This is a genomic window from Streptomyces sp. NPDC004609, assembly GCF_042873655.1.
In the GTDB taxonomy this organism is placed as follows: domain Bacteria; phylum Actinomycetota; class Actinomycetes; order Streptomycetales; family Streptomycetaceae; genus Streptomyces.
On sequence record NZ_JBIALS010000021.1, the window covers coordinates 1 to 16632 of the forward strand.

At 73.1% G+C, this 16632-nt stretch carries 12 protein-coding genes; 3 read left to right on the plus strand and 9 right to left on the minus strand.

What is annotated here, in order from left to right:
• Nucleotides 1–296: 296 nt before the first annotated feature.
• From ACFYT4_RS21080 to ACFYT4_RS21090, 3 genes are all read right to left on the minus strand, one after another.
• Nucleotides 297–1631 carry a glycosyltransferase family 2 protein gene (locus tag ACFYT4_RS21080; RefSeq protein WP_389270924.1) on the minus strand — a complete coding sequence of 445 codons (1335 nt, stop codon included), beginning with the start codon at nt 1629–1631 and terminating at the stop codon, nt 297–299.
• Nucleotides 1628–1792 (minus strand): hypothetical protein, encoded by a 165-nt coding sequence (locus ACFYT4_RS21085; protein ID WP_389270927.1) that lies wholly within the window; start codon nt 1790–1792, stop codon nt 1628–1630. Before ACFYT4_RS21085 ends, ACFYT4_RS21080 begins: the two co-directional genes overlap by 4 nt.
• A 617-nt stretch (nt 1793–2409) precedes the next feature.
• Nucleotides 2410–4680, minus strand: coding sequence for a Dyp-type peroxidase (locus tag ACFYT4_RS21090; protein ID WP_389270930.1), 2271 nt, complete (start codon nt 4678–4680; stop codon nt 2410–2412).
• 330 nt (nt 4681–5010) lie between these two features.
• Here ACFYT4_RS21090 and ACFYT4_RS21095 point away from each other — a divergent pair, with 330 nt between their 5' ends.
• Both ACFYT4_RS21095 and ACFYT4_RS21100 read left to right on the plus strand, forming a co-directional pair.
• On the plus strand, nt 5011–6888 hold the full coding sequence (locus ACFYT4_RS21095) for a galactose oxidase-like domain-containing protein (RefSeq protein WP_389270933.1): 1878 nt from the start codon (nt 5011–5013) through the stop codon (nt 6886–6888).
• 404 nt (nt 6889–7292) lie between these two features.
• The gene (locus tag ACFYT4_RS21100; RefSeq protein ID WP_389270936.1) at nt 7293–8366 is read left to right on the plus strand and encodes a PP2C family protein-serine/threonine phosphatase; all 1074 of its coding nucleotides are present in this window, start codon (nt 7293–7295) and stop codon (nt 8364–8366) included.
• A gap of 263 nt (nt 8367–8629) precedes the next feature.
• On the opposite strand, the gene ACFYT4_RS21105 is transcribed toward ACFYT4_RS21100, so the two are convergent.
• The 5 genes from ACFYT4_RS21105 to ACFYT4_RS21125 all read right to left on the minus strand — a co-directional run bounded on the left by ACFYT4_RS21105 (nt 8630) and on the right by ACFYT4_RS21125 (nt 14740).
• Nucleotides 8630–9928: an MFS transporter gene (locus ACFYT4_RS21105; RefSeq protein WP_389270939.1), complete on the minus strand. Its 1299-nt coding sequence runs from the start codon at nt 9926–9928 to the stop codon at nt 8630–8632.
• Between the two features lie 530 nt (nt 9929–10458).
• The gene (locus ACFYT4_RS21110; RefSeq protein ID WP_389270942.1) at nt 10459–11484 is read right to left on the minus strand and encodes an ABC transporter permease subunit; all 1026 of its coding nucleotides are present in this window, start codon (nt 11482–11484) and stop codon (nt 10459–10461) included.
• Nucleotides 11481–12404: an ABC transporter ATP-binding protein gene (locus ACFYT4_RS21115; RefSeq protein ID WP_389270945.1), complete on the minus strand. Its 924-nt coding sequence runs from the start codon at nt 12402–12404 to the stop codon at nt 11481–11483. The genes ACFYT4_RS21110 and ACFYT4_RS21115 overlap by 4 nt, the downstream gene beginning before the upstream one ends.
• 540 nt (nt 12405–12944) lie before the next feature.
• Nucleotides 12945–14075 carry a sensor histidine kinase gene (locus ACFYT4_RS21120; protein WP_389270948.1) on the minus strand — a complete coding sequence of 377 codons (1131 nt, stop codon included), beginning with the start codon at nt 14073–14075 and terminating at the stop codon, nt 12945–12947.
• 116 nt (nt 14076–14191) lie between these two features.
• The gene (locus ACFYT4_RS21125) at nt 14192–14740 is read right to left on the minus strand and encodes a metal transporter (RefSeq protein WP_389270951.1); all 549 of its coding nucleotides are present in this window, start codon (nt 14738–14740) and stop codon (nt 14192–14194) included.
• 321 nt (nt 14741–15061) lie between these two features.
• On the opposite strand from ACFYT4_RS21125, the gene ACFYT4_RS21130 reads away from it, so the two are divergent.
• The gene (locus ACFYT4_RS21130; protein WP_389270954.1) at nt 15062–15721 is read left to right on the plus strand and encodes a response regulator; all 660 of its coding nucleotides are present in this window, start codon (nt 15062–15064) and stop codon (nt 15719–15721) included.
• Between the two features lie 332 nt (nt 15722–16053).
• Here ACFYT4_RS21130 and ACFYT4_RS21135 read toward each other — a convergent pair whose 3' ends face one another.
• Nucleotides 16054–16476: a hypothetical protein gene (locus ACFYT4_RS21135; protein ID WP_389270957.1), complete on the minus strand. Its 423-nt coding sequence runs from the start codon at nt 16474–16476 to the stop codon at nt 16054–16056.
• Nucleotides 16477–16632 lie beyond the last annotated feature (156 nt).

The following is a 16632-nucleotide window of genomic DNA, read 5'->3' on the forward strand; positions in this document are numbered from 1 at the left end:
GCGCCCCCGGGCGGGCGTCGACGCCGCGCGCCCGCGGCCCGGGGCGGCCCACCGGGGGGGCGCGGCGGGCGGGGGGGGGGGGGCGGGGGGGGGGGGGCGGGCCGGGCCCGCGGCGTGCCGCACGTGGACGGCGGGCGTATCCGGACGTCAGCGGCGGGGTGCCGAACGCATCCGGGCACATGGGCCCGGTGGAGTCACCGCCCGGCCGGGCCGGATCCCGGCGGGCGGCGGGCACGACGGCGGTCTCGGGGCCCCGCCCGGCACGCCCCGGAGAGGGGGCGCGCCGGTTCCCGCGCTCAGAGCACGACCTCGGGCCCGGACGTACGGGTCCCCCACCCCGTCCGGGCACATGTGGCCGTGGCGTACCAGCGGGCCGGGCGCAGGACGATCCAGGACCAGGCGAGCGCCAGCGGCGTCAGCGCCCAGGTCGCGAACTGCGAGGCGAGACACTGGTCGGAGCGGCGGACCGTCAGATAGCGCAGGGTCTGGCTCGCGGCCAGCAACAGCGGTACGGCCAGCAGCAGCGGCGACGGCGGCCGGTTCTCCTGGACATGGGCCGCGGCGAGCCACGCGAGTACCACGGTGTACGCGGCCTGCTGGAGCCACCGGGCGAGCTGGGCCGCGTAGGCGGGGTGCGTGAGCGGAAGATAGCGCGCCCGCCACAGCGAACGGATCGTCGAGCCGCGCATCCAGCGCAGATACTGGCGCAGATGGTGTCCGACCCGTTCGGGCATCGCGGAGAAGACGACGGCCGAGGTCTGCTGCACCACCCGTCCCCGCGTGAGCGCGTACAGGGTGAGCAGTGAGTCGTCGGAGAAGGTGACCGGCCTGCCGAGGAAGGTCTCCCCGAGGTACGCGTCGGAGTTCTCATGCAGCACGGGCGCACGGTACGCGGCCAGTGACCCGGACGACACCAGCACACTGCCGAGCACGGAGAGGGCGGAGCGGTCGACGAGCTGCATGGTGACGTACCAGAGGTCGGTGATACGGCTCAGCAGCCCGGCGCGGTTGTTGGTGGCCAGGGCCAGCCCGGCGACAGCCTGTACCCGCCGGTCGGCGAAGGGGACGAGGAGTTCGCCGAGCGCGTCGGGGGCGAGGGTGGCGTCGGAGTCGACGGTCACCAGGATGTCGGCCTCCGGGCAGTGCGCGGCGGCGGTGACCTGGGCGTGGCGCTTGCCCCGGTTGGGGGTGCGGGTCCAGGTGGTGGTGATGCGGTGCGCGCGGGCGGCGGCGAGCCACCAGCGGCGCAGTTCCGTGTAGTCGACGCCCGACCCGTCGTCGACGACATGCACCTCGTCGGGCCGCCGGGTCTGGGCGAGCAAGCTGTCGAGTCCCGAGCGCAGATAGCCGGGGTCCTCGTCGTAGACGGGCACGAGGACGGCGGCCTTGAGCCGGTCCAGCCGCGCGCGCTGTCCGGGCGTTGCGCGGCGCGGACGGGAGCCGAGGTACAGCGCCGTCTGGCCGATCAGGAGGAACGCGATGGGCGCCCACAGCCAGGTCAGCGGTTGGGCGGCGGGCATGAGGTGCCCGGAGACCCGCAGGGCGTACACGGCCGCGATGAACGCGCAGACGAGCAGCGCGACGGACGCGGCGATGACGGCGATGCCGGGCCGGTGCCCCGCCCGGATCATGTGTCGCCCACCTCACGCCCTCTCCGGAAGGCGACCCGTGTGATCAGGGCGCCCAGCAGGACCACGGCGACGGTCAGGGCGAGCAGGTGCCAGCCGCCGAGGGCGAGCCCTCCGATGGTGATGATGCCCACTCCCGTGTGGGCGAGTTGATTTCCGTACATGCCTGCGTCCGCCTTTCACTGCGTGTGGAACCCATCCGGCTCCCCCTTTACATGCGGCATCCGTCGGACGGGGTGGGGGACGCTTCCGCGCGCCGTCGGCCGTGCCACCCGGACGGACGCGGCGGATTGACCTCCTTGGGCGCAGGCGGTAGGGGGCTGGTCCGGCGACCCCGGAGCGGCACATACGCCCGGGAGCACGCGGGCCGGGAGACCGTACCGCTCCGGACGCAGGGGCTCCGGCATCGCGGCCGACCGTCCCGGGGCTCCTCGTCCCGGCCCGCCCGTTCCGTGTCCCGCGGGGCAGAGCACGCCGGGCCTGCGGGAGTCCGGGAGCGGTGCCCCGGCCGGAGGCCGGTACGGGACGCGGGGGACGGGCCCGGTTCAAGGGGTCGCGCGGGATGCCGCTGGTCACCGGGGAACTGGTCCGGCGCGGTCTGTCCGAGGCGGATATCGTCAAGATCGTCGGCGGCCATGTGCCCCGTCTGTTCCGGGCGGAGCTGGGACGCCCGCGCTGAGGTCCCGCGCCCCGGGTGACGGGTGAGCAGTGAACTCCGGCGTGGACGGTGCGGACGGGCCCGGGCAAGTCCCGGGTCCGTCCGCCCGATCGGCGGGCCGCCTCAGCCGGTCAGGGACTTCCACAGGGTGATCGAACGGTCCTCGACCACCACCCGGTCCTGGTGCGCGTGGCCGTCCGCGATGGAGATGATGCGGTATTTCTGCTGGTGAAACACCCAGAACAGGCTCAGTCCGTTGATGCGCTGCATGTCCGGCACGGCGAGGAACTCGTCCACACGGGAGATGCCGGCCAGCGACTGCCACAGACTCGGCGAGCGGTCTCCGCGCTCGATCACGTCGTGGTGCGCGGAGCCGTCGGCGATCGAGATCAGCCGGTAGACCTGCTGCCCCTGGGAGGAGTGGAAGAGCCAGTAGTGGCTCTTCCCGTTCTGGCGCTGCATGTCCGGCACCGGCAGGAAGGCGTCCACCTGCTCGATCCCGGTGAAGGAGGCCCAGGCCGAGATCGGCCGGTCGGGCCGTTCGAGGGCGGTGGCGGCCTCGGGGGCGAGTCCGGACTCCGCTCCGTCCATGACCGAGATCACCCGGTAGACCTGGCGGCCCTCGACGGTGTGGAACAGCCAGTACAGGCTGCGGCCGTTGACGCGCTGCTCGTCGGGCACCGGCAGGATCGCGTCCACCTTCGACACGCCCTCGTAGCACGGCCAGGTGGTCAGCGGCCGGTCGGGCCGTTCGACGACGTCCCTGTGCTCGTTGCCGTCGGCGATCGAGATCGTACGGCAGACCGGTCCGCCGCTGCCGGTCCCGTACGCCCAGATCCAGCTCTTGCCCTTGTCCCGCTGGCGATCGGGCAGGGGAAGGAACGCGTCGGTGGGGCGGACGACGCTCGGGAGCCTGTCGGTGAGGCGGCCGTCGCCCAGCAGCCGCAGTGTGGTGAGCGACGGGACGAAGCCGTAGACCGATCCCTCCGTGGTGACGAACTGGTTGAAGCTCAGCTCCGTCGTCTTGTTGGGGCTCTCGAAGGCGACCGTGCCGGTCGGCCCGACCATCGGATCGGGGCCGGGGTCCGCGGGGCGGTTCGGCGGGAAGCCGACGGCGTTGATCCAGCGCTTCTGGATGAACTCGAACTGCTCGACGAGGTCGGACTGGTAGCAGACGAAGAGCAGCCCACGCGGGTGGTCGGGGCCGCCCGGGCCGTCGGAGGCCGGGTCGAAGGGCGCGCCGTAGGGGGCGCCTCGGCGGATGATCCGGCGCCGGTCCATCACCGGTTTCTCGGGGAGCGGGTCGGCGCCCGGCTTCTCCTGGAGGCCGTCCCGGGGGTTGGTCTTGCGCAGGTGCGAGAAGAGCGGGGTGGTGAATCCCTCCGGGTCGTTGCGGTAGCCGAAGTCGTTGTCCTGGCTCGCGAGGGCGTTGTCGGGCATGTCCGCGTGGGGGCACTTGGCGACGGGAGTGCCCGAGCGCCAGCGGCCGACGAGCCGGGCGGCCAGCCATTCGGCGGTCGCTTCGTCCGGTACCACCTTGGCCTTTCTGAGCACCTTCAGCTGGACGGCGACCTGGGCCCACCAGCCCGGGACGTCCTGGGCGAGCCGGCGCACGACCTGGAAGCTGCCGTTGCCGGCCCATTCCGGCATGTCGTCGTACTCGATCCCGCCGACCCGGTCGTGCCCGATGACGAACTCGCCGGGCGGGATCAGCCGGGTGCCGGGGTGGTCCTTGACGTACTCGGGGTTCTGCGGGTCGGGCTCGTCGAAGCCGATCACCCCCGGCTCGCTGACCCCGTCCTTGAAGCCGAAGTGCTCCTTGCCGCGGCGGGTGCCCGGCAGTGTGGCGGCGTCCTGCTGGAAGACGATCACGATCTTGGCCTGGGCGGCCGCCTCGCGCTGGTCGGTCAACGCCTCCTGGAGCCCCTGGGCGGTGTCGGAGGCCACCGTGATCACGGCGTGCACGGTCTGGCCCTTGCCGTCGCCGAACAGCCAGTTCTCCGGTGAACTGTCGCCGGTGTCGCCCAGGGAGCGCTTGTCCGACCCCTGTGTGAACGCCTCCAGGGTGCCGCCCTTCCTCACCGAGGGCAGGGGGTCCTTGCCGCCGACGAGGACCTTCAGTCCCTCGTAGGTGAAGCTGACGTTGGTCCAGGTGGCCTTCAGATTCTTCGGGTCGTCGCCGCCGGTGGCCTGTCTGGCCTGGCGGAAGGCCGCGTTGAAGGTGGCCACCTGCCGGGTGGTGGAGATCTGGGACGCAAGACGCTTCACCCAGGTCCGGGCCCGCGCCGGATCCTCGAACTTGAGGAAGAGGAGCGTCATACGGTCCTTCTTGAAGCCGGCGATCACATCACCCTGGATGTCGTCGCTCTCGCGTAGTTTCAGCGCGTCTGCCATGCCTTCTCCTCAGCGATCACACCTGCCGTGGATACGGACAGTAGTGATGCCATTGCTCTATGTGAATCACCGAGGAGAGTGGTGCTGTCCGCGGACCACCCCGCGCGGCCATCGGCCGGGGCGAGGGCCCGCGCCCCGCCGGGGGCCTGACCCGCGCGACCGCCGGAGGCTCACCCGCCTGCCCGACATCACGCGACAGCGACCTCCCAACACTTACAGTAGTTATTCGTTTACAATGCGTGTTCGCCGCCGGGGCCGGTGACACGGCGCTGCCGCGATGCCGCCGCCGCACCCGCCGCTCGCCCTGTCCCCCATCCCGCAAGGAGTTCCATGTCCCCCAGGAATCTGCCCGGACCGTCGTCCCGGAGGATGCTGTCCGCGGCCATCTCGGCGTGCGCCGTCTCCGCGCTGACCCTCACCATGCTGTCCGCGGGGCCGGTCACCGCCCACGAGAACGGAGGTGAGACCCCCTCATCCGACCGGGCGCAGGCCGACCGGGACGAGGCGGCCGTCATCGGCACCGAGCACGCCGAGGAACACGCCATGACCAGAAGGGCCGTCCGGGCCGTCGGCGAGTACCCGCAGTCCACCCGCACGGAACGGCTCAAGGCCCTCGCGGCCTCCCAGGCCAAGGTCAACGCGGAATTCGACGCGATGGACTCAGGCCGCTTCCGGGACTACTTCCAGTCCCCCGACTTCGCCGCCCACATCGCCATGCTCCCCACCGGCAAGGTGCTGCTGTTCTCCTTCGAGCGGATCGAGAAGAACCCGCAGAAGGAGCCCGCCCCGACCGACACCATCGGCAAGGAGAACGCCGGCCGCGCCTATCTATGGGATCCGGCCAAGGGCACCGGTCCCGGTTCGTTCACCAAGGTGACCCCGCCGGTGATCAACATGCCGGACGGGCTGAACCAGCCCCGCCCCGCACCGTTCTTCTGCGCCGGTCACTCCTTCCTGCCCAACGGAATGCTCGGTGTCTTCGGCGGCAATCTCGGCGGCAACGGCGGTACCGGTGCCAAGCTCTCCCTCGTCTTCGACCCGTGGGAGGAGAAGTGGTACCAGAACCAGGACATGGCGGTCGGCCGGTGGTACCCGTCGGTGGTGACCGGCGCCGACGGACGGCAGCTGATCATGTCCGGCCAGTCGGAACTCGGCTGGGGCACCCCCACCTCGATCGTCGAGCGCTTCCCCGCCCTGAACAAGCCCGTGCCGACGGCCAAGACGGACAAGCCGGAGGGCTGGGCGGCGGAACGGTTCAAGGCGGACGCCCCGTTCAAGCGTGACTACCCGCACCTCTTCTCGCTGCGCGACGGAAAGATCTACGGACTGGGCCGGAACCCCGACCAGCAGTGGAAGTTCGACCTCACCGCCGAGACGCGGACGGACCTGGCACCCCGCCCGGACGACATGCCGCGCAACTACGGGTCCGCCGTACCGCTCCCCGCCGGCTTCAAGGGCCCGGACTCGGTGCTCGTACTCGGCGGGGACCGGAACGACCCGAACACCTATCAGCTGGTCGGCAACCAGTGGAGCAAAGAGAAGGCGAGAGCGTTCGGCCGCACCCAGGACAACACCCTGCTCATGCCGGACGCCACCCTGATGACCGTCAACGGGGCCTTCGACATCCGCGACTACGGCAACGGCCCGTACAACCCCAACGCCGATCTGAAGTACCGCCAGATCGAACTGCGCGATCAGAACGGCAACTGGAGGCTCGGCCCGGCGCAGCGGCTGCCGCGCGGCTATCACTCCAATGCCGTGGTGCTCCCGGACGGCCGGATCATGGTGACCGGCGACGAGCTCCAGCAGCTCGCGAACGACCCCGACATCATCGACGACATGAACGGCAGCATCGAGATCTACGAGCCGGCCTACCTCCAGCAGGGCGGCCGTCCGAACCTCGGCCAGGTCTTCAACCCGTCCGTCGGCTACAACGACAAGATCACGGTGAGCAGCAGCACCGCCTCCGAGGTCACCCGCGCCGTCCTGCTGGCGCCGACCACCGCGACCCACTCGGTCAACACCAGCCAGCGCCATCTCGACCTGCGGATCAAGAGCCGCGGTGGCACCTTCATCGAACTGCAGGCACCCCCGTCGGCCAATGCCGCCCCGCCCGGCTACTACATGCTGTTCCTCCTCAACGAGGAGGGCGTCCCCAGCACCGCCGGCTGGGTCCAGCTCAAGCCGGCCTCCGGAGGCCAGACCTGAGTGCGGACGCGCATGCTCGAAGGCAGCCGCCCGCGCCGCGGGGACCTCCGTACCACGGAGGTCCCCGCGGTGTGTCTCCCGCCACTCAGCCGGATTGCGCCGCGGCCCGGGAGGGCGCCGGGTCACCGGGGCCTCGGCACCCGCCCGGCACGCGCCGGCGGCACCGTCACCGTCGTGGGACACCGCCCGGTACCCGGCCCGGGTCGCTGTGGCGGGGGGGGCCGGCGCCCCCCCCGCCCCCCCCCCCCCCCGGGGGGGGGGGCGCGCGGGGGGGGGGGGGGGGGGGGGGGGGCGCCCCCCCCCCCCCCCCCCCACAACCGCACCGGGGTTCAGCGGCGGCAAGCGCGCCCGACTGGCCTACGGGCCGATAGCCGGACGGGCCGCAGGGGCACCACGGGTATGTGATGGGGTCCCACCGTGCTGTCCGGCTGCTGCCCGCACTGCTGATCGTCGTGGGCACGCTGTTCGCGCTGTCGACGCCCCGGCAGATCACGACAGCCCCGCTGTTCGCCGCCGCGCCACTGGTCGCCGCGCCCTTCTTCTCCTTCACCGGCACGCTGCTGACCGGGGTGACGGCCACGCTGACGGTGGCCGCGCTGCATGTGGAGGACCGCACTCTGGGCCAGGCACAGGCGTACACGGAGGAGGTCACCCTGCTCACCGTCTCGGCGCTGGCGCTGGTGATCAACACGATGATCCGCCGCGGGGGTGAGCAGCTGGCCTCCGCCCGGGAGGTCGCCGAAGCCGCGCAGCGGGCGGTACTGCCCGCTCCCCCGGCACAGCTCGATGGTCTGCTGGTCGCGGCACGCTACGAGGCGGCGGCACAGGACGCGCTGATCGGGGGCGACTTCTTCGCCGTGCAGGACACTCCGCACGGAGTACGGGTGGTGGTGGGTGACGTACGGGGCAAGGGCCTGGGGGCCGTGGGAACGGTGGCGGTCATCGTGGGCACCTTCCGGGAGGCCGCCGAGCGGGAGGTGCGGCTGGAAGCGGTGGCCGACTGGCTGGACGGTACGCTCGCCCGCGAGGCCGAGCGCCGCGGCGGTGAGGACGCCGGCGAGTTGTTCGCCACCGCCGTCCTCGCCGAGATCCCGCACCACGGCGGTGTGGTGCGGCTGGTCAACCGGGGCCATCCCGCTCCGCTGCTCCTCCTCCCCGGGCGGCCGCCCCGCGCCCTGCGCCCCGAGCACCACGCGCTGCCGCTGGGCATGACCGGGCTGAACGGTGATCCGGTCCGGCCGCAGGAGTACCCGCTGCCCCGGGCGGGGACCCTGCTGCTGTTCACGGACGGCCTCACCGAGGCGCGGGACGCCCACGGTGCGTTCTACGACCCGGTGGCCGCGCTCGGGGACGGTCCGCACACCGATCCCGCGGCCCTGCTGGACTTCGTGGTCACCGATGTACGGCGGCACACCCGCGCGGGCATCACCGACGACATGGCCCTCATCGCGCTCACCCCGCGGCCCGACCCGCGGTAGTCCCCGCCGGCACACACCGGGCCCGCCGTCCTCGAACACCCGGCCCGGCACGCGGCGTACCCGGGCGGCGCGGTTCACCGAGCGGCTGCCGGACGCACCCGGTGGGGCCGGTTTCCCGTCCCGGCACGGAAGCGCCCTTGCGACCCACCGGTCGTGACGACCCGCTGCCTGGCCTACCTCCTTCATGCCGGCCCTTCCCAGGCGCCCGCGCGCCACTGCCGCTGCCTCGGACTCGCGGTGCCGGAGGGCGTCGCCGCGCTCCTTCACACCGGTGCGGGCTCCTCGTCGGCGTGCTCGGGGACTCCGGCACGGGCCGGACAGGGACGGGTCTCCGGCAGCGCGGCGAAGCAGGCCGTGCTCAGCACCGCGACACCGGTCAGCCAGGCGGCGACCCCCCACGGAGGGCCGTCGCCGTCCGACAGGGCGGTTGCCACGACCGGGGTGAGCGCCCCGCCGAGCAGGCCGGCGAGGTTGTAGCCGACCGCGGCCCCCGTACACCGGACGCGGGGCTCGTACAGCTCCGGAAGATAGGCGGCCAGCACCGAGAACACCGTGACGAAGGCGAGCAGCGCCACGACGATTCCCAGGAACATCAGCACCGGTTCGCCGGTGCACAGCAGGGTGAGGAAGGGGAACATCCACCCGGCCGCGACCGCGCTGCCCACCAGGCACAGGGGACGGCGGCCGACGCGGTCGCCGAGGAGCGCGGCAAGCGGTGTCAGCGCGCCCTTCACCGCCACCGCCGCCATCACCAGGCCCAGCATCACCGTCCGGCTGACGCCCAGCCGTTCCGTGCCGTACGCCAGCGCCCATGTGGTCACCGAGTAGAAGACGGCGTAACCGGCCGACAGGGCACCGGCGGTCAGCAGCAGAAGCCGCCAGTGGTCGCGCAGCACCTCGGCCGCCGGCGCGGCCGCGCGCAGGCCGGTCTCGGCCAGGTCGCGGAACTGCGGGGTCTCGGCCAGCGAGGTGCGCAGCAGCAGGCCGCCCGCCGCCAGCACGCCCGCGATCCAGAACGGCACCCGCCAGCCCCAGTCGAGGAACTGCGCGTCGGTGAGCGTGGCGGTCAGGGCGAGCATCATGCCGTTGGCCAGCAGAAAGCCCAGCGGCGGCCCCATCTGGGGGAAGCTGCCCCACAGGGCGCGCCGTGCGGCCGGGGCGTGTTCGGCGGTGAGCAGTACGGCTCCGCTCCACTCGCCGCCGAGTCCGATGCCCTGGAGGAAGCGGAGCGCCAGGAGCAGCACGGGGGCGGTGGCACCGATGGACGCGTACGAGGGTAAGCAGCCCACCGCGACGGTGGCGAGCCCGGTCGTCAGCAGGGATCCGAGCAGGACGGGGCGCCGCCCGTACCGGTCCCCGATGTGGCCGAAGAGGAACGAGCCGAGCGGGCGGGCGACGAACCCGGCGGCGAAGGTGCCGAAAGCGGCGAGGGTTCCGGCGAGCGGGGAGAACGAGGGGAAGAACAGCGGTCCCAGGACGAGCGCCGCGGCGGTGCCGTAGACGAAGAAGTCGTAGAACTCGATGGCGGTGCCGGCGAGGGAGGCGGACGCGAGCCGCAGCATGGACGGATCCCCGCTCCCGCCGGTTCCGGGCAGCGGAGGGCGATGTTTACGCATACCGGGCCAACTGCCGGGGCGTACGGGCGGTTACGGGCCCGTCGGCGGCGCCGTGCGGAACGTACCGCGCGACCGGTCACGGCGGTGGCCGGATCCCCTCCCCGGTCCGGGGTACGCGCGGGGGCGCGCCGGGACCCGGCGGGCGCGGGTCGCCGTCCTCCCGGTGCGACCCGGCGCCGCGTCTCGGCGGGCGGCCGAAGGGCCCGTCCGGACCACGCCGGACAGACAGGACACGACCGGGCGCCGGTACAGGGACGGTTACCGGTACGGGTGCGGCCTGGTCCTGGAGACATCCGCGGCCGGGGCGCTGCCGGGCGGACCGGAGGTCACCTGGTTCCAGGCGGGCGCGTTCACGCCGTCTTGTGCTGCTTCATGCCGTTTCGTGCCGTGTGGATCGGCGGCAGCGGGGGTGCCCGGCCCCGGGCTCCGCCGGGAAAACTCCCGGCGGAGCCCGGAGGGCGCGGACGAGACGGGGGTCAACTCACCCGGCGCCGGATCCGCCACACGGCGAACGCGGTGAGGATCCCGCTGAGCGCCAGGTAGATCGCGGTCTCCAGCCCTTGAAACGCCCAGTAGCGGCTGCTGGGGTGGTAGAGGACGTCGACGTGGAGGTCGTGCTCGGCAAGACACACGGCGGTGTCGCCGAACGTGCCGCCCGCGCCGGTCTTGGGCGGGCTGTCGAGGCAGGCGTTGAACTCGGCCCCGTCGAGGGTCTTGCCGTCCGCGGTGCGCAGCGGGCTCGTCTCGGCGATCCACGCGTCGGGCGCGCCCGGAATCCTCACCCCGCCGATGAGGGAGCCACCGCCGATGCTGCCCAGGTTCTGCGCCCCGTTGACCGCTTCGACCGTCATCGGCAGCGTGGCCTTCTCCGGCGGCATGAGGCTGGGCCGTATCACGTTCGGGAAGAAGAACTGGAAGGCGAGGAAGACGACGAGCGTCACCGCCATCGCGGGCAGGGTCCGGCGCAGCAGGAGCCCGACGACGGTGCCGAAGGTGAAGGCCAGCGCGGCGTAGCCGATCGGGGCGATGTTGCGCGCGCCGAACACGAAGGTGCTGAATTCCTCCTTGACCACCTCGTCGAAGGGGCGGGCCGCCCAGGTGAGCAGGGCCGCGGCCGCGCCGGTCACGATCACGGCGGCCAGGCCGACGAGCAGGACCTTGCCGAGGAGCCAGCGCGGGCGGGTGACGCTCTGGTTCCACACCAGCCGGTGGGTGCCGTTCTCCAGTTCCCGGGCGATCAGGGGAGCGCCCCAGAAGGTGCCGATGACCGCGGGGATCAGCGCGAGGCCGGCCGCCAGGAACAGCAGGGTGTTCTGGTAGGCGCCGCGGAACTGGCTCGTCGCCCGGGCGCAGTCGGCCAGGTCCCGGCACTGGGCCTGGTGGACGTCGTAGGCGTCGCGGATGTCCCCGCCGAGGTACACCGCATACGCGGCGATGATCACCAGTGCGCCGGCGGCGACCAGCGCCTGGACGCGGAACTGGCGCCAGGTCAGCCACATCATCGCGACGCCCCCCAGGCCCCGGCCTCGGTCCGGGCGGCGGGTACGGCGGTGGCCCGGGTCATGTAGCCGAGGACGAGCTGTTCGAGCGTGACGGGCTCGGCGCGGTACGGCAGTGACGCGGGCGGGACCTCGGTGCGGACGAGCGCGTTGCCGTACTGGCCGCCGTGCTCCATCTGGATCACCTCGACTCCGGCGGGCAGCCGGTCGAACTCGCCGTAGGGCGCGATCAGCCGGACGTGTCCGGCCAGCAGGTCCCGGGTGTCACCGGCGATCTGCACCCGCGAGTCGCACAGCACGATCAGGTGGTCGCAGACCTGCTCGATGTCGCCGAGCAGGTGGGAGGACAGGATGGCTCCGGCGTCGAGCTCGCGCACGAATTCCATCAGGTTCTGCAGGAATCCCCTGCGGGCCAGTGGGTCCAGCGCCGCGGCAGGCTCGTCGAAGACCAGCAGTTCGGGCCGCTTGGCCGCGGCGATGGTCAGCGCCAGCTGCGCTCGCTGGCCGCCCGAGAGGTGCCCCGCCTTCTGTACGGGGTTCAGCCCCACCTGGCCGATGCGCCGCTCGGCCAGGGCCTGGTCCCACCCCGGGTTCATGCGCGAGCCGAGCCTCAGGTGCTCGGCCACGGTGAACGAGCCGTACACGGGCGTGTTCTGGGCGACGAAACCCACGCGGGCCAGGTGCGACGCGTTCGCGGCCGGGCGTGACCCCAGGACGGTCAGGGAGCCGGACGTCGGCTCGATCAGCCCGCAGACCAGGTGCAGCAGGGTCGATTTGCCGGCCCCGTTCGGGCCGACCAGGCCGATGACACGGCCGGAGGGGACGGTGAGGTTCACATCGTCCAGGGCCCTCCTGCCGCGGCGGCCGTACTTTTTCGTCAAGCCCTCGGCATGGAGTACCGGAGGGGCGTCTGCGTGTGCCATGCGCTCATCCTGGGGATTCCACGTCCTTCCCGGCATCGGCCCAAAGCACGGTTGCCGGAGCCCGCGACCGTACTTTTGACCGGTTCGGCGCCGAGGTCCCACCGCCGGGCGAACCGCCCCCGGTTCAGCCCGGCGTGGAGCCCGCCGACCGATGCGCGCCCGGCCGTGGGCCTCGCGCTCCCGGGTCCGCCGGGGGCGACGGCGGGAATCCGGCGGGACGGTGGACAACCGGTGCGCGGTGACCGGTGCGGCACGTCGGGCCGGACGGCCGAGCGTCCGCCGGTCCGGACTCGGAGTCCGGGTGCGCGGTCGCCTCGTCCCGGACGACGACCGGTGGCGGGGTGAGCGGCGGGCCGCGGAGGCGGGCGGGCCGCCGTTTCTCGCGGCCGGACATCGGGCGGCCACGGTCGCCGACACGACCGGGTGGGTTCCATCGGCAGTGGGGAGACGGCCCGGCCGGATCCGCGCCGCCGGGCACGCCGCGACGAGGCGCCGGTCACGGTCCGGCTCGTCGCCGGTCGGCGGCGAGCAGGACCGTGCCTATCCGGGTTCCCCGGTGGGGACGGGCAGGGTCGCCCGCACGGACCAGCCGGCGCCCGGCCGGGGGCCGGCGCACAGCGAACCGCCGAGCGTCTCGACACGTTCGCGCATACCGATCAAGCCGTATCCGCCGCGGCGACGGGTGCGGGCGGAGCTCGGCGGGGCGTCGTCGGCGACCTCGACGGTGACGCCCTCCGGGGCCCGGCCGACGGTGACCTCGACCGTACGGGCGTGCCGGGCGTGCCGCAGGACGTTCGTCAGCGCCTCCTGGACGATGCGGTACAGGGTGCTGCTCACCTCCGCCGGCCACTCCGCGTCGTCGGGCATGCTCAGGATCACGGTCGGACCCTGCCGGCTGAAGCGCTCGACCAGCGCGCCCAGCCGTTCCGGCCCGGGTGAGGCGGGCGCCGCGTCGTCGGTGTCGCGCAGCAGGCCGACGACGCGGCGCATCGCGGTCATGGCCTCGGAGCCGGCGGCCTCGATCTCGGTCAGCGACTCCGACACCTGCTGCGGATTCCGTCGCGCGACGATCTGGGCGGCCTGGGCCTGGATCAGCATCCCCGTGATGTGGTGGGCGACGATGTCGTGCAGTTCCCGGGCGAGCTCCAGCCGTTCGGCCCGGCGTACCCGTTCGGCGGCGGCCCGTGCCCGGCCGTCCTGTCTCCGGAGCGACAGCCCGACCGCGACGGCGGCCAGCAAGCCCGCGGCGGCGATGCCCGTCACCGCCGTCGCCGGACGGGCGGCGGACTGACCCGCGATCACCAGCAGCCCGGCGCCCGCGACGGCACCGGCCCGTGCCGCCGGCAGTGCCCTCACCGCGGATCCGATGAGCACCGCCAGACCCAGGGTCGTGGCGGGTCCGGGTTCGGCGGGAAGGCGGATGGGGGCCAGCAGGCCGACCAGGACCGCCAGGGCCGCGACGCCGAGGCCCGCGACCGCCGTCCAGGTCCGCTCCCGGTGCCGCGTCAGCGCGAGCGCGCACACCACCACGGCGGCGACGGAGCCCGGGATCCAGTAGGCGGCCCCCCAGGTCTGCACGATGGCGAGTGCCTGGACGGCGATCGCCACGAGGAACACGGCGCCGAGCCCGGCGGCGGAGACGGCATTGCCCCATCGGACCGGAACGCTCACATCGATCAGGCTACCGAACCCCCGCCTGCGGGCCGATCCGTTCGGCGGGGCACCGGACGGGGCCGGGGTCGAGCCGGCGGGCCGGGCGGCGCGCGCCGCGTCCACGGCGTCTCTGCTCACCTACGGCTGCGGCGGGGTGCCCCATGACCTTGCGGGCCCGGGGCGTCGGCGTGCCGCCTGCGGTCGAGGCCGCGGAGCGCCGACCCCGTCACGAGGGCGGCGATCATCCCCGTCGTGGCCAGGAAGGTCACGCTCGCTCTGCCGTCGGCCCACGCGATGGCGGCCACCACGGCGCCGCCCGCGGCGATCCCGGCAGCCGGTCCCGGCGGCAGCGTCCTGATCGCGGAGCCGACGAGCACGGACAGGGCCAGGGCAGTGACGGGCGCGGGCTCCCGCGGCAGATCGTCCCCGGCGGCCAGGGACACCGCGAGGGCCGCCGCTGTCACGGCCAGGCCCGCGGCCGCGGTGAGCGCCTTCCGCCGCTCGCGCAGCAGCGCGAGCCCGCCCACCACCACCGACACGGCGGAGCCGAACACCCAGGAGGCGCCACCCCAGCTGTCGGCGAGCATGTACGCCGTGAAGGCGATCCCCAGGCCGAACACGGCGCCGAGACCGGTGTTGACCCTCATTCCAGCCGGTCGTGCCGGCCGTTCCGCAGTATTCATGCTGCTCAGGCTAGGAAGGGCGGGCGCGCGGGGAACCGGCCGAAAGTACGGAACAGCTCCCGGGGACCCGTGCTTTGGGCCGGTTTCCGGCACTGCCCGTTCCGCCCGCGGAGATCTCGAAGACCGCCGTGCACAGCCGTCGTGGCCCCGGCAACCCGGGCCAACGGCCCGCCCCGGGGGCACCGCGTGATCCCGCACGACCCCCGCCACCGCGGTGGTACGGTCGGGCCGGTATGCACGAGCGCGCCGAGAACCCGGCGGCAGGCCCCGGAGCGGGGACGGTCCGTGCGGCCCCTCGTGCCCGTCCCCCAGGGAGCCCGGATGACCATCGAGGTGCTGATCGCCGACGACCAGGCGATGATCCGCCGTGGCCTGCGTCTCATCCTTGAGGAACAGCCCGACATCAGCGTCGTCGGAGAGGCCGCGGACGGCTCGGAGGCGGTCTCCATGACCCGGCGGCTGCGGCCCGACGTGTGTCTGGTCGACATCAGGATGCCCAAGCTGGACGGCATCGAGGTCACCCGCCTGCTGGCCGGCCCGGGGGTGGTGGACCCCACCCGGGTCATCGTGGTCACCACCTTCGACCTGGACGAGTACGTGTACGGGGCGCTGCGGGGCGGCGCGGTGGGGTTCATTCTCAAGGACGCCGGGCCGACCCTGCTGGTGGAGGCGGTCCGCGCCGCCCACAACGGCGAAGCGCTGGTCTCGCCGTCGATCACACTCCGGCTGCTGCGCCATGTGATCTCCACCGAGGTGCCCCGCGCCGCCGGACAGTCCTCACCGCCGCTCTCGGACCGCGAGTTCGAGGTCGTGCAGTCCATCGCCCGGGGCCGCACCAACCAGGAGATCGCCTCGGAGCTGTTCATCTCGCTGAGCACGGTGAAGAGCCATGTGTCGGGCATCCAGGCCAAACTCGGGACGCGCAACCGGCTGGAGATCGCCGCATGGGCGTGGGAGAACCGCATCGTGGGAAGCACGTAGCGGCGCCCTGCCCGCGGCACGCACCCGCCTCGGTTCACGGAACGCGGCGCGGCGGCCGGTGCGCGCATGGGCGTCGACCGGCCGTCCGACGGGGTGGGGTCGACAGGCGGTTTCGTCGGTGTGGGGCGGAGGCGGAGCCCGCCGCCTTCAGCCGGCCACGCGATGAGGACGGCACGAGCGCACGGCTCCTCATGACGCAGGGCGTCATGAACGGGCTGTGGGTCGCGGAGCGACCGGACCGGGCTCCGGTCCCGGGCGGCGGAGCCGGCGAGGCGGCCGGCGTCCCGTCCTCGCCACGGGACGCGTACGGGCGGCGGCAGGGGCGGGCACCACTACCGGCCCGGAGGCCGCACCACCCAGGGAGCGAAACGCAGGCCGGGTGCCGCGTCCTCGCGCCAGTACCTCAGGACGGTCTCCCGGACGATCGTGAGCCTCTCGGCGGCGATGAGGCACGAGACGGGCTCCTGCCCGCCGGCGTCGGCCTCGAAGGCGACCACGACGGGTGGTTCTCCGCCGAGTTGACGAGTGACCCGCAGCAGCTCGTCGGGCGACGGGGCGCGGAAGGCCGGATCGTGGAAGGCCGGCGGGCAGCTGACGAACACCGGGTCTCCGAAGACCAGCTCCAGACCGTGGTGGTAGGTCAGATCATGACCGGCGGCAAGCCGCAGCTGTCCGCCGTCCCAGGCGACCACGTCCCAGTCCCACCACGACCCTTCGGGGAGCCGGATCCCGGCATGCCCTCGTTCGGCGTCCACCCTTCAGCCCTCCTCGGTTCGCACACACCGCGGGCCGCGCCCGGCCGTCCCTGTGTGCCGCTCCGGGCCGGCGCACAGGGCCGTGCTCTGCTCGGCCCGGACACCCGTCACCACACCCTCGTCACGCTGTTCACTCAAGCGCGTGACCTCCGTCCG

Excerpts from the sequence above, each read along its gene's own strand:
- ACFYT4_RS21125 (WP_389270951.1), bottom strand. The coding sequence starts at position 14,740 with ATGAATACTGCGGAACGGCCGGCACGACCGGCTGGAATGAGGGTCAAC.
- ACFYT4_RS21110 (WP_389270942.1), bottom strand. The coding sequence starts at position 11,484 with ATGATGTGGCTGACCTGGCGCCAGTTCCGCGTCCAGGCGCTGGTCGCC.
- ACFYT4_RS21095 (WP_389270933.1), top strand. The coding sequence starts at position 5,011 with ATGTCCCCCAGGAATCTGCCCGGACCGTCGTCCCGGAGGATGCTGTCC.
- ACFYT4_RS21090 (WP_389270930.1), bottom strand. The coding sequence starts at position 4,680 with ATGGCAGACGCGCTGAAACTACGCGAGAGCGACGACATCCAGGGTGAT.
- ACFYT4_RS21105 (WP_389270939.1), bottom strand. The coding sequence starts at position 9,928 with ATGCTGCGGCTCGCGTCCGCCTCCCTCGCCGGCACCGCCATCGAGTTC.
- ACFYT4_RS21130 (WP_389270954.1), top strand. The coding sequence starts at position 15,062 with ATGACCATCGAGGTGCTGATCGCCGACGACCAGGCGATGATCCGCCGT.
- ACFYT4_RS21100 (WP_389270936.1), top strand. The coding sequence starts at position 7,293 with ATGGGGTCCCACCGTGCTGTCCGGCTGCTGCCCGCACTGCTGATCGTC.
- ACFYT4_RS21085 (WP_389270927.1), bottom strand. The coding sequence starts at position 1,792 with ATGTACGGAAATCAACTCGCCCACACGGGAGTGGGCATCATCACCATC.
- ACFYT4_RS21115 (WP_389270945.1), bottom strand. The coding sequence starts at position 12,404 with ATGGCACACGCAGACGCCCCTCCGGTACTCCATGCCGAGGGCTTGACG.
- ACFYT4_RS21080 (WP_389270924.1), bottom strand. The coding sequence starts at position 1,631 with ATGATCCGGGCGGGGCACCGGCCCGGCATCGCCGTCATCGCCGCGTCC.